This window comes from Bifidobacterium sp. UBA6881, from assembly GCA_002451435.1.
Lineage (GTDB): Bacteria > Actinomycetota > Actinomycetes > Actinomycetales > Bifidobacteriaceae > Bifidobacterium.
Window position 1 is genome coordinate 1382 of record DKCF01000087.1, and the last position, 16419, is coordinate 17800.

Here is a 16419-nt window from a genome sequence, read left to right on the forward strand (position 1 = left end):
TTCTGGGCGTTGTTCTGGCGACGCTGCTTGGCGCGCCACTTGTACCAGTCCTCACGGCTCAGGATGATCTTGCGGATGCGGATGGCCTCCGGGGTGACCTCCACGCACTCGTCCTCGTTCGCGAAGTCCAGGGACTCCTCGAGGCTCATCTTGATCGGCGGGGTCAGGGTCTCCAACACGTCGGCGGTGGCGGAACGCATGTTGGTCATGTGCTTGGCCAGCGTGATGTTCACGTCCAGCTCGTCAGGCTTGTTGTTGACGCCGACGACCTGGCCCTCGTACACCGGGGACTGCGGTTCGACGAAGAAGTTGCCACGGGCCTGCAGACGCTGCATGGCGTACGGGGTGGCGACGCCCTGACGGTCGCAGACCATGGAGCCGTTCTGGCGGGTCACGATCTGGCCCGCCCACGGAGCGTAGCCGGCGGAGATGGAGGATGCGATGCCGGTGCCGCGGGTGGCGGACAGCAGCGCGGTGCGGAAGCCGATCAGGCCACGGGACGGCACGGTGAACTGCAGACGGACCCAGCCGGAGCCGTGGTTGGTCATGTTGTCCATGCGACCCTTGCGGTCGGCCATCAGCTGGGTGACCGCACCCATGTACTCTTCCGGCACGTCGATGGTGGTGTTCTCCATAGGCTCGTTGACCACGCCGTCGATGGTCTTGGTGACCACCTGCGGACGGCCGACGGTCAGCTCGAAGCCTTCACGACGCATCTCTTCGGCGAGCACGGCCAGCGCGAGTTCGCCACGGCCCTGAACCTCCCAGGCGTCCGGGCGTTCGGTCGGCAGCACCTTGATGGACACGTTGCCGATAAGCTCGCGGTCCAGACGGTCCTTGATCATGCGGGCGGTGAGCTTGTGGCCCTTGCCTTCGGTTCCGGCCAGCGGGGAATCGTTAACGCCGAAGGTCATGGAGATGGCCGGATCGTCGACGTGGATGAGCGGCAACGGCTTCGGGTCGTTCGGATCGACGATGGTCTCACCGATCATGATGTCGTTCACACCGGCGACGGCGACGATGTCGCCGGGGCCCGCGGATTCGACCGGGGTGCGGTCCAGACCCTGCGTGCGCAGCAGTTCGGAGACGCGGAAGTTCTCCAGGGATCCGTCCACGCGGGACAGGCCGTAGGTCTTGCCCTTCTCCAACGTGCCGTTGTAGATGCGGACCAGACCGAGTCGGCCGAGGAAGTCGGAGGAGTCGATGTTGGCGACGTGGGCCTGCAGCGGCGCGCCCTCTTCGTATTCCGGAGCCGGGATGTTCTTGATGATGGCTTCGAACAACGGTTCGAGGTTGTCGTTGTCGGGCAGAGCGCCGTTTGCCGGCGGTTCGGTGGAGGCGTATCCGGCCTTGGCCGCGCAGTAGATGACCGGCAGGTCGAACAGGCTGTCCTCGTCGAGATCGACGCCTTCCTCGATGACGTCCTGGGCCAGACCCAGCAGCAGGTCGGAGGATTCGCCGACGACCTCTTCGATGCGGGCGTCCGGACGATCGGTCTTGTTCACGCACAGGATGACCGGCAGCTTGGCCTCCAGGGCCTTGCGCAGCACGAAACGGGTCTGCGGCAGCGGGCCTTCGGAAGCGTCGACGAGCAGCACGACGCCGTCCACCATGGAGATGCCGCGCTCGACCTCGCCGCCGAAATCGGCGTGGCCGGGGGTGTCGATGATGTTGAGGGTGATGCCCTCCGGGTGGCCGTACTTGGCGGCCAGCGGACCGGTGTACTTCACCGCGGTGTTCTTGGCGAGGATGGTGATGCCCTTCTCGCGTTCCAGATCGTTGGAATCCATCACGCGATCCGGGACTTCCTCACGCTCGTTGAACACGTGGGACTGGGCCAGCATCGCGTTGACCAGGGTAGTCTTGCCGTGATCGACGTGTGCCACAATCGCTACATTTCGGATATCGCCGCGAACCGCCATCGAAACCTCTCTTAATATTGCTGTTCTTTGCGTTACTGTTCGGTACGTACGCATTGGTTATCGGTACTTGAAATCCGTACCCACACACAAACCGAATCAATTCTAACGGAGCATTGCGACACCGAGCGTATCAATCGTCCCAAGCACGAAAACATACGAAGCCGCCAAATGACGCGTGGCATCGATGGTCTGATACATGGTGCCGCCGTGGACAGCATGGCGCCTGCCACGGCGGCACTGAACGAAGCCAAGATCAGGAAAGTATGGCCCCACTATCGGTCAGCTCAATCAATGGAGAGAACAACGCCATGGTATCCAACGCAAGCTGGTGGTTTTCCGGAGTGCTGCCCATGCAAGCATCGGTGGCCACACGAACAGATACGCCGGCATCCGCGGCGGCCAAGGCCGTGGCAAGCACGCAACAATCAGTGGACACACCACACAGCACGATGCGCTTGCTCCCCTGGATCGCCTTGGCAAGTTCGTCGCCCCATTTGCCGAATGTGGAACAACTCACCACGGGGTGCCCTCGTGCAAAGCGTTCGGTCTCCTCGGTAAGCCGATACATCGGGTCCTCCGGCGGAACCAAGAACTGCGGCCACTCCTTAAAGTAATCAGACCACGCGTCTTTCACCGGCGAAGCGGCCACATACCTCGTGTACGCCACGCGGTCGCCATAGGCTCGAGCCAGTCGTTCAAATGCTGAATCGGCGTCATGGAAGGAGCCATTTGCACAAGCCCAATCAGACCAATCTTGTGCAAACACGTTCTGTCGATCGATGACGACCAGCCATTCATCGTCCCGCATGCTCATTTCGCTTCTCCCTTTCCAAGAGTCGCCTCTTGCTTGGCGATATCACCACGCTGCAGCAGTAGCGAGCCGACGAGACCGACGCCCAGAGCTACAATCACACCAAGATTGGCTGATGCCCAGCTACCTTCACGACCGCCGAACAAGCCAAGCAGATATCCCTGCCAGTTGAGCCAATCGGCGGCAGTGTTCACCACCAGTCCCCAGCCAAGTACAGTGCCGACCGCGAGAATAACCATGGACTTCACATTCCATGTGCCATAACGCCCCTTCGGGTCGTATAGACCAACGGTATCGTAATCCTTGCGGCGCACGAGCACGTCGCCGACGAACAGACCTGCCCAAACCGCCATAGGCACACCAAGCGTGATGAGAAAACCTTGGAATGGACCAATGAAAGTACTGGAGAAGAACGTCACATACACCACGCCGAGCACGGTGAGCGCGGCGGTCAGCGCGGCCGCAAGCGTACGTGGCATTTTAATGCCGAAGGACAGCAGCGCCAGTCCGTTGGAATAGTTGTCCATAATCGCACCGGACATAAGGCCAAGCACCGCGACGATGGTGAATGGCACCAAGTACCAAGTCGGAAGGATGGAGCCGATGGCGCCAATTGGATCATTGCCTACCGCTTCAGACATCTTTGAATCGGAGCCGGCGAGCAGCAGCCCGTAAACGATGAGCAGCACTGGCGCGAGCGAAGCTCCGAATGTAGTCCAGAACACCACACCTTTGTTGGAAGATGCACGCGGCAGATAGCGCGAGTAATCGGCGGCGATGTTCACCCACCCCAGTCCAAACCCAGTCATAACGAAGAAACAGCAGCCGAGCACCGCTGGCACACCACCAGCCTTGACAGATGCGATAGCCGCAAAGTCTATGTGCCCCCATGCCAAGACGAAGAAGCCGATGGTCACGATAGCAGTGACAAGGGTGATGACCTGCTGGAAACGCATGATGAGGTCATAGCCGAAAATGCCGGCGATGACGACCATGCCAACCACGATAACCGTGGCGATGATCTTGCCGGTGGCTCCATCTCCCCAACCAAGTCGGTCAAACATGGTAGCCAAAGCCAACACCGCCGTGGCAGTCAGCGAAATCTCCCAGCCGAGAGTGGCAATCCAGCTTAACGCCGATGGTACCTTTGCGCCCTCCACTCCGAAGGTGGCGCGCGTAATCACCATGGTCGGCGCGTTGCCACGCTTGCCGGCGATGGACACCACACCAACCAGCAGGAACGATGCCACCACGCCGATGATGGCTGCGACAGTAGCCTGCCAGAACGAGATGCCGAAACCGAGTCCCCATGCGCCGTACGACATGGACAGCACAGAGATGTTGGAAGCGAACCACGGCCAGAACAGGCTGCGCGGCGTACCTTTCCGCTCAGATTCGTCGATGATATCGATACCTTGTTCCTCGATGGAAAGGCCGGAATTATTGTCTTCTCCAGTCATGCGATCATAATCCCTTCTCTTCTATGGCGCAGTTGACAGCATGCACGCCTAACCGACCTATAAAGCCCTGTGCCAGACGTGTGAATGTATGAAACGCGCCTAGTTATAAAAATGTGACTGTATCTAATTGGACCGCATACGTAAACCATGCATGTAAGAACGCGGCACCAACTGCCACAGTGGGAGACTCCATAATCATAAACCTTTCATCTATGCGCCTCGTATGATTTCCACCACGGCAATTGCATGGGAATCCTTACCCGTTGTTACTCATAAATAGCTGCGCCTGAACGTTGATCGAAGCGTCATGCACCGTCGAAGCGGCGCACAGCGATGTGCAGGATTCCTCCACGGCGGCCGCGATCTGGTTGATCTGTTCCGGTGCGAGCGGTTCGCGGAAGGTCATGCGGACGGCGGATTTCGCAACCGGTTCCGCATATCCCATGGCCAGCAGCGTGCCGGGGGCCTCATGGCGTCCCACGGCGCATGCGGAACCGGACGAGCACGCGATGCCGCGCGCGTCGAGATCCACCAGCAACGCCTCGCCGGAAAGCCCTGGGAACACGAATGACGCATGGCCGGGAAGCCGACGCATCGGATCGCCGGTGAGTCGCGCCTTGGGCTCGACGCGCATGACGGCGTCGATGAGACGGTCGCGGGAGGCGACCAGTTGCCGCTGGATTCCCCGCATCCTGGTGTTCGCGTCACGCAACGCCACGGCCAGCGCGACGGCGCCGGCCACATTCTGCGTGCCCGAGCGCAGGGAGCGTTCCTGCCCGCCGCCGTTGATCAGCGGCTCGATGGGCACGCGGGAACGGAGCAGCAACGCGCCCAATCCCTTCGGTGTGCCGAACTTGTGTCCGGATAGGCTCATCGCGTCCACGTCCCATTCGCGCATGCGGATCGGAATCTGCCCCGCGGCCTGCACCGCGTCCACGTGCAGCGGCACGCCACACGCATGCGCGATGCGCGCGATGTCGTCCACAGGCTCCACCGTGCCCACCTCGTTGTTGGCGAGCATGGCGGAAACCAACACCGTGGCATTGCGTGGCTTGGCGGTTTCGGAAGGAACATCCAGCCTTCCCTGTTCGAGTTCCCCACGCAACGCGTCCAGATCGATATGCGCCTGGGCATCGACGGGAATCTCCACGACCTCGCATCCGAACCAGCGTTCCAGCCATCGCGCGGATTCCAGCACAGCCGGATGTTCGATGGACGAGACGATGATGCGGGGCGTCACGGATTCGCCGTATGCATCGCGCATCCTGCGAATCCGTGCCATGGCGATGCCTTTGACGGCGAGATTGTCGGATTCGGTGCCGCCGGAAGTGAAAATCACATCGTCCGGACGCGCGCCCAAGTCGGCCGCCAGCGAGGCGCGGGCGGCTTCCAGCGCCTTCGCCGCGGTCTTTCCCGCGCTGTGCACGCTCATCGGATTCGCATATGCCTCGGTCAGGAACGGCATCATCGCACGGATGACGTCTTCGCTGACCGGTTCGGTGGAGGCCGCGTCGAGATACATGCCCGTCATTGCCAGTCCAATCCCAGATCGATGCTGCGGACGCTGTGGGTGAGCGCGCCGACGGAGATCACGTCCACTCCGGTGGCCGCGACCTCGGGCACGCGTTCGATCGTCATATTGCCGCTGGCCTCGACGATGGCGCGCCCGGCGATGCGGTCCACTCCCCTGCGCGTGTCTTCCAGGGAGAAGTTGTCGAGCATGATGGTGTCGGCACCGCCGGCGAGCGCCGCGTCGATCTGCTCCAGCCGGTCCACCTCGACCTCGATATGCGTCGTGTGTCCGACCTGTTCGCGGATGTGCCTGATCGCGCCGGCCATGTCGATGCCCTGTTCGGCGAGCGCCGCGAGATGGTTGTCCTTCACCATCACCGCGTCCGACAGTCCGTAGCGGTGGTTATGGCCGCCGCCGCAGACGACCGCGTACTTTTCGAACGGCCGCAGTCCGGGCGTGGTTTTGCGCGTGTCGACGATGCGGGTGCGCGCGTAGGTGCGCGGAGCGCGGTAGTCAGGCAATGCGGCGGCTCCTTCCGCGGCCTTGACGAAGGCGTCGGTCATGGTGGCGATGCCGCACATGCGCTGGGTGAAGTTCAGCGCGATGCGTTCCGCGGTGAGCAGGTCGCGCACCGGTCCGACGGCTTCGGCGAGCGTTTGCCCCGCGGTGAACCGTCCGCCGTCCTTGATGGCCGGTTTCACGACGACGGCGGGGTTCTGCGCGGCGAAGGCCGCGGCGAACACGTCGATGCCGCTCATCACGCCCTGTTCGCGGGCGACGAGTCTGGCGGCCCCACTGGCGTCGACGGGAATGGTGGTCTCGCAGGTGATGTCGCCGTTGGGGGCGTCTTCCTCAAGCGCCGCCTCGACCGCCTTGCGGATGACCTGGCGGGTCAGCATGGTTGTGGTCCTTTCGTTGATGACGCGTTGATGACGCTATGCCATGACGTAGGCGATGGAATGCGCGATGGTCGGATTATGCGTCGGATAATCCTGCCTGGTGTGCGCGCCGCGCGATTCGCAACGGTTGTGCGCCGCGATGGCCGCGGCGTATCCGACGGTGAGCAGATTGCGGTTCTCCCATCCGGTGACCGCCTGCGCGTATTCCGCCGCGGATGTGCCGTCGTGGTATTCGGCGTTGGCGGCCGCGAGGCCGGCGCCGAGTTCGGCGACCGCCGTGGCGAGGCTTTCGCCGGTGCGGATCACGCCCACATGCCTCCACATCGTGTTTTCGATATGTGTACGGTCCCATGGCCGCACCATCGCGTCGCGCGCGGCCGGCGTATGGATGGTCATCGGCTTCTGGCAGACCGGCAGACCGGGGATCTCGCTGTTGTCGAAGTCCTGTGGCCGCCATGTGGCGTCGGCTCGATCGCTGGCCGCGGCGAGGCCAGCGCGGTATCCGTAGACCATGCCTTCGAGCAGGGAGTTCGAGGCGAGGCGGTTGGCGCCCTGCACACCGGTGCGGGCGCATTCGCCCGCCGCATACAGGCCGGGAATGCTTGAGCGTCCGAACAGGTCGGTGCGGATGCCGCCCATCCAGTAGTGCGCCGCCGGCGCGACGGGAATGGGCTCCTTGCTCCAGTCGAATCCGAGTTCGCGCGTGTAGGCGTCGATGGTCGGGAAACGGTGGCGGAGGAATTCCGCCAGATCGGGGTTTTCCTTGGCCATCGGCGACACGTCGAGCATGACCGGTTTGCCGCCCTGCGCCTGCATGGTGCGGAAGTTGGCCCGCGCCACCACGTCGCGTGGCGCGAGTTCGGCCTTCGGGTCGATGTCGGTCATGAAGCGGTGCCCGTGTTCGTCGAGCAATACCGCGCCTTCGCCGCGAACGGCTTCGGAGACGAGGAAATGCTCGCCGATGGCCATGGCCGTAGGGTGGAACTGGTAGAACTCCAGATCGGCGACCTGCGCTCCGGCCCGCAATGCCGCGGCGAGTCCATCGCCGGTGGCGACCGATGGATTGGTGGTGTACGGATAGAGTCTGCCCGCTCCCCCAGTGGCGAGGATGACGCGTTCGGCGGTGACGACGCGCGGCCGCACGCCGCCCTTGGCGTCGCGGACCGAAAGCCGTACCCCGGCGACATGGCCGTCGCGCACCACCACGTCGTTCAGGAAGGCATGTTCCAGCACGGTGATGTTCGGGTTGGCCTTCACCATGGCGGACACGTCGAGTTCCAGCACCTTGCCGGTGGCGTCTCCGCCAGCGTGCACGACGCGGGAGCGGCAGTGCGCCGCTTCGAGTCCGCGGAGCACGTGGCCCTGTTCGTCGCGGTCGACGCGCCATCCGTCATCGATGAGTTCGCGGACGCGGCGCGCGCCTTCGTCGGTCAGGATGTCGACCGCCGTGCGGTCGCACAGGCCGTGTCCCGCCGCCATGGTGTCGGCGGCGTGCAACGCGGGGTCGTCATCGTCGAAGATCGCGGATGCCACGCCGCCTTGCGCGTGGTAGGTGTTCGATTCCACGAATTCGTCCTTGCAGACCAGCAGCACTTCCTGGGGATGGCGTTTCGCTCCGTCCGCGAGCGCCGCCCGTCCTTCCAAGCGCAATCCCTCTTGGCCGAGGCGTTCGTCCCCCGCGGCCGCGAGCGCCGCGCTCAATCCGGCGATGCCGGCTCCGACCACGACGATCATGGGTGTACCTCCAGCATGCGCTGCAGTGCGATTTTCGCGTCACGCGCGGTGTCGTCGTCCACGGTGATGCGGTTGACGATGTTGCCCTGCTCGATGTTCTCCAGCGCCCATGCCAGATATGCGGGGTGGATGCGGTACATCGTGGAGCATGGGCAGACCACGGGGTCGAGGCAGAAAACGGTCTTGTCCGGGTACTGCGCGGCCAGACGGTTGACGAGGTTGATCTCCGTGCCGACGGCAATCGCGGATCCGGCCGGCGCGTTGGCGATCTCCTTGACGATGTATGCGGTGGAGCCGGTGCCGTCCGCCGCGTTGACGACGTCCATCGAGCATTCGGGGTGCACGATCACCTTGACGCCCGGATACGCCTTGCGGGCGCGTTCCACCTGTTCGACGGTGAAGCGCTGGTGCACGGAGCAGAAGCCCTTCCATAGAATCATCTTCGCGTTGGCGTACACCGCGGGATCCTCTGCGCCGCCCGCCGGCTTGTACGGGTTCCACACCGGCATCTGGTCGAGGCTCATGCCCATGGCGAGCGCGGTGTTGCGGCCGAGGTGCTGGTCGGGGAAGAACAGCACGCGCTTGCCGCGGGCGAACGCCCATTCGAGCACCGCGTGGGCGTTCGAGGAGGTGCAGACGATGCCGCCGTGGCGTCCGCAGAACGCCTTCAGAGCGGCCGAGGAGTTCATGTAGGTGACCGGAATGATCTGCTGGAGACCGTCGGCATCCGGCTTCGTACCGCAGATCTCGCCGAGCTGGTCCCAGCAATCCTGCACTTGGTCGATGTTCGCCATATCGGCCATCGAGCAACCCGCGGAGAGGTTCGGCAGCGTCACGGTCTGTTCGGGTGTGGAGAGGATGTCGGCGGTTTCGGCCATGAAGTGCACGCCGCAGAAGACGATGTGGTCGGCGTCGGGGCGTTCGGTCGCGTTCTTGGCGAGCTGGAAGGAATCGCCCACGAAATCGGCGTGGACGATGATCTCGTCGCGCTGGTAGAAGTGCCCGAGGATCAGGAGTTTGCTGCCGAGCCTGGATTTGGCGGCCCGGATGCGTTCCTGGAGCTCCTCGTCGGATGCGTCGCGGTATTCCTGCGGCAGCATCTGCTGGCGCGGCGCGTTGCCCGGCAGCGGGTCGAACATGGATGCGCCGGGGCCGTAGCTCGGCTTGGTGGTGTCGAAGTGCCACGGATCCTGCGTCAGACCCGCGTCACAGGTGCTTTGCGCGCCCAACCGGGCGATGATTTCGTCTACGGACGGTGATGACAGTGTCGCGGCCATACCGTGCCTCCCCTTCTGTTGGTTGTTGAAACGATGTGTTTGTAAGTCGTACTAACGGCGATCACCTAGTAGCGGTCGCCAGCGGTTCCGCCGATGCGGTTCAGACCGTGGTGAGCGCCGTGATCGCGTCATCCGGCGTTGCGACGGCCGCGGGTTCCACCGGCGCGCAGGTCCACGTCGCGGACTGCCGGAGCGCGTCTTTGGCGTATCGATACACGGCGGCTGGACGGTTGCGCCCGACCCTCAGTTTCTCGCCGGTGCCTTCCAATTGTCCGGATGCGAGCATCTTGCGGCGGAAATTCGCCAGATCGATGGTCTGCCCGGCCACCGCCTCGTAGACGTCGTGCAATTGGCTGAGCGTGAAACGATCGCCCACCAATCGGGCGACGACCTGAGGATATTCGATTTTGCCCCGCAGCCTGCTCAGCGCGTAATCGATGATCGCGCGATGGTCGAAGGCCAGTTGAGGCAGATGGTCCACCGGGAACCATTTGACGTTGTCGCCGTCGACGAGGCCGGCGTGTTCGTCGACGGAGCCCACCAGCGCCCAATACACGATGGACACCATCGGCAGACCGCCATGCGAACGCGCGGGATCGCCGAAGGTATACAGCTGTTCCAGATACCGTGGGTGCAGCGACGTCGTGGATTCCAATGCGGCATAGGCCGATTGCTCCAGCGAATGGTCGGCCCGCAGGTCTCCGCCGGGCAACGCCCATTGCCCGAGGAACGGCTGCCGCACGCGCCTCACCAAGGGCATCCACAGCGTCGAACCGGCATCGTCGCAGGCCGAGTCCGCGGTCGTCGCGCTGTCCCTGGATGCCGGCCCCAAGGCCAGAATCACCACGGACACGCCGACCTGCGGGGGCTGTCTGCGCCGCTCCGAAACGTTGCCCATGATCATCATGCCCTCGTTCCACCGGTTCGAATGGTTACGAGGTATGAGTGTACCACTTATAGTCAACATGACTATAAGTGGGTTTCGGGCCATGCCGAAAAACGGAATCGGCTCCCTCCCGGGAGCCGATTCATGGATTCATCCGATGCCGTTCACGCGACGATGCCCTTGGCGATCAGTTCGCGGGAGACCTCGCGGTATTCCTTAGCCGTCTTGTGGTTCGGCGCGTAGATGGTGATCGGGGCCGCCGCCACGGTGGCGTCGGGCAGTTTGATGGAACGGGAGATCACCGAATGGAACACCTTGTTCTGGAACGCCTCGTAGATGCGCTGCAGCACCTCGTCGCAGTGCAAGGTGTGCGTGAACATCGTCACCAGCACGCCGTACACCTCAAGTCCGGGGTTGATGCGGGTCTGCACCTTCTCGATCGACTGCATCAGCAATGCGACGCCGCGCAGCGCGAAGAATTCGGCGGCGACCGGGATGATCACGCCGTCCGCGGCAGTCAGCGCGTTCACCGTCAGCAGGCCGAGGGACGGCTGGCAATCGACGATGATCACGTCGTATTCGTCCTTCACCTGGCGAAGCACGCCGGCGAGTATCTGCTCGCGGCCCACTTCGGTGACCAGCTGCACCTCGGCGGCCGACAGGTCGATGTTGGCCGGCATGATGTCGAGGTTCTCGAAATCCGTGTGGCGGATCACGTCATGCACGTCCATGCGCGGGTTGAACAGCGCCGTGTACACCGTGTCCTCCACCGTGTTGGCGTTGATGCCCAGTCCCACCGTCGCCGCGCCCTGCGGGTCGAAATCGACAATCAGCACGCGTCGTCCATACTGGCTCAGCGCCCCGGCGATATTGATGGAACTGGTGGTCTTGCCGACGCCACCTTTCTGATTGCACATGGCGATGACCCTCGCGGGACCGTGCGTCCGCAACGGTTCCGGCGCGGGAAAAGTCTCATAATCACGTCCAAGCAAATCCGTAGGCATACCGTTTACCTTACCAACATCCTCGTGTCATCGTTCACTGTTGTACATGCTATCCCATGGTCTCCGCACATGGCGGCAGCAACACCGTCATCTCGCGCGCGGATGGGAGGTCAGATACGTTTCGATGAGGTTTTCCGGGCTCACATGCGTGTATATCTGCGTCGTGGTGACGCTGGCATGGCCCAGCAGCTCCTGCACGGTGCGCACGTCGGCGCCGCCTTGGATCAGATGGGTGGCGAAGGAATGGCGCAGGATGTGCGGGTGCAACGGCTTGCCGATATGCGCGCGTTCCCCCGCCGCGCGGATGATCTCCCACACCGATTGCCTCGACAGCCGGCGTCCGCGTTTGTTGAGGAACAGCGCCTGCCGTTCTGCGGGGCCTTTCGATTTCGCCTCCAGCGCGGGACGCCCGCCCCGCAGGTATCTGGAGACGGCCTCGCAGGCGCAGCCGCCGATCGGAACCAACCGCTGTTTGGAACCTTTGCCCGTCAACCGAACGATCTTCCCGTCGAGGTCGATATCGTTCAGATTCGCGCCGCAGGCCTCCGACACGCGCGATCCCGTCGCGTACATGAATTCCAACAGCGCCTTGTCGCGAAGCATCGCCGGATCGTCGGGAACATCCTGGGACGCGCCGCCAAGCGCGCGGTTCTGCGACACGGGAATCGCGTCGAGCAGCCGCGCGACCTCATCCACCGTCAGCACCTCGGGCAGCGTGCCGGCCCCTTTGGGCGCCTTGACCTGTGACGACACATCATCCGATACGGCGTGCTCGCCAAGCGCGAAACGGTGGAACGCGTGGATGCTGGCGAGCCTGCGCGCCTTGCTGCGCGCGGACTCGCCCGAGGCGTCGAGGAAGGCGATGTAGTCCTCGACCCGTTGCGTGGTCACCTGTTCCAGCCGCGAGACGCCATGCTCGGCGAGCCAGTCGGTGTATTTGCCCAGATCGGAGCCATAGGCCGACACCGTGGCCTTCGACAATCCCCGTTCCACGTCGATATGCGCGAGATATTGTTTGACCAGTCGTTTCATATCGTCCATCGTGCCCTCGTCCATCATTGTCCCGTCTTGGCCCGCTCTGCGCCTCGTCCAGTTTCCTTCCCGTCGCCCGCGTCCCGCTCGTGCCGAAGCATCCGGCGCGCTGCCGGGAATGCAATTGACCCCCGCTCCTAGGCAGGGCGGGGGTCAATGCAAACACGCTTGTTCAGCGAAAAGAAGCTCAGGCTTCCTTCGGAGCGTTCACGTCAGCCGGAAGAGCGGCCTTGGCCTGCTCGACGATGACCTTGAAGGTCTCCGGGTCGGAGACGGCCAGCTCGGCGAGGGCGCGACGGTCCAGTTCGATGCCGGCGAGGTGCAGGCCCTGGATGAAGCGGTTGTAGGTGATGCCCTCAGCACGGACGGCAGCGTTGATGCGCTGGATCCACAGCTTGCGGAAGTCGCCCTTGCGAGCCTTGCGGTCGCGGAAGTTGTAGGTAAAGGAGTGAAGCAGCTGCTCCTTGGCCTTGCGGTACAGACGGGAGCGCTGGCCACGGTAACCGGAAGCCCTCTCGAGAACGACGCGACGCTTCTTGTGGGCGTTCACTGCGCGCTTGACACGTGCCATATTTGATTCCTCAGCTTTCTATTAAGTCTTGTTGTTCCGCTCTCGCCGAATTCAGCGGGCGAGCAGCTTCTTCATGTTCTTGCTCTGGGAAGTGGCCAGAACACCGTCGGCCTTCAGCTCGCGGCGCTTACGAGCGGACTTGTGCTCGAGGTTGTGGCGCATTGCGGAGCCGGCGTGCATCAGCTTGCCGGAACCGGTCACGCGGACGCGCTTGGAAGCGGCGGAATTAGTTTTCATCTTCGGCATTGCTGCCCTCCTTGTTTGTTACTTCGATTCGGAAGTCTTCTTGTCGGCCGACACCGCAGCCTTGGCTTCGGCCGCGGCCTTCGCCTGGGCTTCCTGCTTGGCCGCCAGACGTGCAGCCTGCCGGGCCTGGCGCTCGGCGCGGGACTGGTTGCCGCGGCGGCGCTGCTCGGACTGGGTGTGCACCTTCTTGCCCTTGGGCGCAAGCGTCATGATGATGTTGCGGCCTTCCTGCTTCGGAGCGAATTCGATGGTGCCGTATTCCTCCACTTCGCCGGCAAGACGACGCAGCAGCTCGACGCCGCCGATCGGGCGGGACTGCTCGCGGCCACGCAGCATGATGGTGACCTTGACCTTGTCTCCGCCGGTCAGAAAGCGCACGACGTGCCCCTTCTTGACCTCGAAGTCGTGGTCGTCGATCTTCAGACGGAAGCGGATTTCCTTGACTTCCGCGGTGCTCTGATTGCGACGGGCCTCACGGGCCTTGATCTTCTCGTTGTACTTGAACTTGCCGTAATCGATGAGCTTGGCGACCGGAGGCTTCGCGTTGGGCGCCACCTCGACGAGATCGAGGTTCGCTTCCTTTGCCAGGTTCAGTGCGACGGAAGTCGCGATGACTCCCACCTGCTCGCCGTTCGGGCCGATCAGACGCACCTGGGAGACGCGAATCTCGTCGTTAATGCGTGGTTCGTCGCTGATGATGACTCCAATCCTCATGTTCCGTTCAGTGGGAACGTCTCCGGATTGGCAGCTTTCCAGAGTCTCGCATGTTCACGGCGAAGCAGGCCACGGCAACACGACGTTGCGGCGGTATGACGAATTCGATTTCGTCCTGCACCATCTGTGATGATGGAGGCTTCTGCCTGAACCCGAGGCCATGAAAGGCTTCCAGGTGGGGATGTCCCGCTTTCTTGATTTCTCAAGCCTTGTAGATAATACCACACCCCGGGACCATTGCGTGTCGCATGGTCCCGGGGCGCGTTTCCGGTCCGGCGCCAATTCTGGACCAGCGAGGCCGGAAGCCCCGCGTCCAGCCGGATGGCGTCCGTCGCCGTCAGTCGATGTCGATGACCTCGGGCTTGGTGCCGTCGTGCACGAAGTACACGTCGTACCAGGTGAGGAAGGAGTAGACCGTCCAGATCTTGCGGCGGTCGTCCGTCTTGCCCGTGTAGTTGTCGTCGATCATTCTGAGCAGCGCGTCCTGGTCGAAGAAGCGGCTCACGTAATCGCGTTCGAACACGGAGCGCACGTACTTGTAGAACTTCTCCTCGCGGAGCCACTTCCTGATCGGCACGGGGAATCCGAGCTTCTCGCGGTCGTACCATTCCTTGGGCAGATGCTTGCCCGCGGCCTGGCGGAACGCGTATTTGGTGTTCTCGTCGGTGATCAGGTACTTGGTGGGCACCTTCTCGGCCACGCCCATCAGCTCCTTGTCGAGCAGCGGCACGCGCAGCTCCAGGGAGTGGGCCATCGTCATCTTGTCGGCCTTGAGCAGAATGTCGCCCGGCATCCACTGGTGCATGTCGAGGTACTGCTTCTTCTTCAGTTCGCTCAATCCCTTGCCTTCGACGCGGGCGTAGGTCTTGTCGACGATGCTCCGCACGCTCGGCGCCTTGCGGTACTCGGGCTTGAGCAGCTTGTCCGATTCGGATTCCTCGAACACGCGCGCCTGGCCGATGAAGCTTTCCTCGGCCGGGGCGAGGTTGGAGTACAGGTGCCATGCGCCATGGAACGTCTTGCCCTTGCAGAATCGGGCGATCGCGTGGCGCGCGCCGGCCGGCAGATGCTGCAGCCAGCGCGTGACCACCTTGATGGCCTTGACCTTGGTGTGCACGCCGTAGTCGATGTAGCCGGCGAACAGCTCGTCGGCCCCCTCGCCGCTCAGCACGACCTTGACGTCCTTCGCGGCCAGCGCCGACAGGAAGTACAGCGGCACGCAGCTCGGATTGGAATCCGGCTCGTCCAGATGCCATTGGATGCGCGGGAACGCCGCGAACGCCTCCTCGTCGGTCAGGGATTCGGCCGTGTTGTTGAGCTTGAGCAACTCGGCAAGCTCGCCGGCCTGCTGGGATTCGTTGTACGTGCCCTTGCCGAAGCCGATCGAATACGTGTGCTCGGGGCGGGCCACCGCGGCCACATAGCTGGAATCGACGCCGCTGGACAGGAACGAGCCCACTTCGACGTCGGCGATCTGGTGCGCCTTGACGGAATCGCACACCGTCCGGTCGATCGAACCGACCAGTTCGTCGAGCCGCTGGTCGCTTTCGCGGAAACGCTCGTCGTAGTACCGGCGCACGTCCATCTTGCCGTCGCGGTAGATGAAGTAATGCCCTTCCGGAAGCTTGTACACGCCTTTGAAGAAGGTCTCGCCCATCGCCGGGTACTGGAACGTCATGTACGGTTTGAGCGCCTCGGCGTTGAGCTCCTTGACGAAGTCGGGGTGCCGCAGCAGGCTCTTGATCTCCGACGCGTACATGAACGTGCCGTTCATCTTGGCGTAGTAGAAGGGCTTGATGCCGAAATGGTCGCGGGCTCCGAACAGCTCGCGCCTGTTCTTGTCCCAGATCACGAACGTGAACATGCCGCGGATCTTCTGCAGCAGGTCCACGCCCCACTGCTCATAGCCGTGCAGCAGCACTTCCGTGTCGCTTTTGGTGGTGAAGGTGTGGCCCGCCGCGACCAGTTCCTCACGCAAAGGCTGGTAATTGTAGATCTCGCCGTTGAAGGTGATGACCAGCGAGCCGTCTTCGTTGTAGATGGGCTGCTTGCCGCCGCCGAGGTCGATGATGCTCAACCGCCGGTGCCCCAACGCGGCGTGCTCGTCGATGTAATGGCCCTCGTCATCCGGCCCGCGATGCGCGATGATGTCGGTCATGCGCTTGAGCACCGGGCACTTGACATCGATGGGCATGTCGTTGACGAATCCTGCGATACCACACATATGGAACCAAATTCCTCCTGAATATCTCTATCCCGCGGCCAGTCTAACAACGGATATCGGCGCAACACAGCGCGGTTTCCCCCAAATGACCCTTAAGGGAGAATCTCCACATCTCTTACGCATTGC

General features: G+C 62.9%; 14 protein-coding genes. All 14 read right to left on the minus strand.

Going from position 1 to position 16419, the window contains the following annotated elements:
• Positions 1 to 1922: translational GTPase TypA (typA, locus tag B3C64_RS06785; protein WP_291534624.1), on the minus strand; the 1922-nt coding region annotated here is incomplete at its 3' end.
• A 253-nt stretch (positions 1923 to 2175) separates the two neighbouring features.
• The gene (locus tag B3C64_RS06790; RefSeq protein ID WP_291534626.1) at positions 2176 to 2736 is read right to left on the minus strand and encodes an isochorismatase family protein; all 561 of its coding nucleotides are present in this window, start codon (positions 2734 to 2736) and stop codon (positions 2176 to 2178) included.
• Positions 2733 to 4193 carry a purine-cytosine permease family protein gene (locus B3C64_RS06795; RefSeq protein WP_291534629.1) on the minus strand — a complete coding sequence of 487 codons (1461 nt, stop codon included), beginning with the start codon at positions 4191 to 4193 and terminating at the stop codon, positions 2733 to 2735. The genes B3C64_RS06790 and B3C64_RS06795 overlap by 4 nt, the downstream gene beginning before the upstream one ends.
• A 256-nt stretch (positions 4194 to 4449) precedes the next feature.
• The gene (locus B3C64_RS06800) at positions 4450 to 5724 is read right to left on the minus strand and encodes a cysteine desulfurase family protein (protein WP_291534631.1); all 1275 of its coding nucleotides are present in this window, start codon (positions 5722 to 5724) and stop codon (positions 4450 to 4452) included.
• Positions 5721 to 6605, minus strand: coding sequence for a carboxylating nicotinate-nucleotide diphosphorylase (gene nadC / locus B3C64_RS06805; protein WP_291534632.1), 885 nt, complete (start codon positions 6603 to 6605; stop codon positions 5721 to 5723). The genes B3C64_RS06800 and nadC overlap by 4 nt, the downstream gene beginning before the upstream one ends.
• 36 nt (positions 6606 to 6641) lie before the next feature.
• Entirely contained in the window at positions 6642 to 8339 is a 1698-nt protein-coding gene (nadB, locus tag B3C64_RS06810; protein ID WP_291534633.1) for an L-aspartate oxidase, read from the minus strand.
• The gene (nadA, locus tag B3C64_RS06815) at positions 8336 to 9616 is read right to left on the minus strand and encodes a quinolinate synthase NadA (protein ID WP_291534635.1); all 1281 of its coding nucleotides are present in this window, start codon (positions 9614 to 9616) and stop codon (positions 8336 to 8338) included. The genes nadB and nadA overlap by 4 nt, the downstream gene beginning before the upstream one ends.
• Before the next feature lie 100 nt (positions 9617 to 9716).
• Positions 9717 to 10520, minus strand: coding sequence for an NUDIX hydrolase (locus B3C64_RS06820; RefSeq protein WP_291534647.1), 804 nt, complete (start codon positions 10518 to 10520; stop codon positions 9717 to 9719).
• 146 nt (positions 10521 to 10666) lie between these two features.
• A complete protein-coding gene (locus B3C64_RS06825; RefSeq protein ID WP_291534637.1) occupies positions 10667 to 11506 on the minus strand; it encodes a ParA family protein in 840 nt (279 codons plus the stop codon).
• A gap of 87 nt (positions 11507 to 11593) precedes the next feature.
• On the minus strand, positions 11594 to 12547 hold the full coding sequence (gene xerD / locus B3C64_RS06830; RefSeq protein WP_291534648.1) for a site-specific tyrosine recombinase XerD: 954 nt from the start codon (positions 12545 to 12547) through the stop codon (positions 11594 to 11596).
• A 178-nt stretch (positions 12548 to 12725) separates the two neighbouring features.
• Complete coding sequence (rplT, locus tag B3C64_RS06835; RefSeq protein ID WP_291534639.1) at positions 12726 to 13109, minus strand: 50S ribosomal protein L20; 384 nt, start codon at positions 13107 to 13109, stop codon at positions 12726 to 12728.
• A gap of 51 nt (positions 13110 to 13160) precedes the next feature.
• The gene (gene rpmI, locus B3C64_RS06840) at positions 13161 to 13355 is read right to left on the minus strand and encodes a 50S ribosomal protein L35 (protein WP_291534641.1); all 195 of its coding nucleotides are present in this window, start codon (positions 13353 to 13355) and stop codon (positions 13161 to 13163) included.
• Positions 13356 to 13373: 18 nt separating this feature from the next.
• Positions 13374 to 14069, minus strand: a complete 696-nt coding sequence (gene infC / locus B3C64_RS06845) for a translation initiation factor IF-3 (RefSeq protein ID WP_291534643.1) — start codon at positions 14067 to 14069, stop codon at positions 13374 to 13376.
• Positions 14070 to 14406: 337 nt separating this feature from the next.
• The gene (gene asnB, locus B3C64_RS06850; protein WP_291534645.1) at positions 14407 to 16293 is read right to left on the minus strand and encodes an asparagine synthase (glutamine-hydrolyzing); all 1887 of its coding nucleotides are present in this window, start codon (positions 16291 to 16293) and stop codon (positions 14407 to 14409) included.
• Between the last annotated feature and the right edge of the window lie 126 nt (positions 16294 to 16419).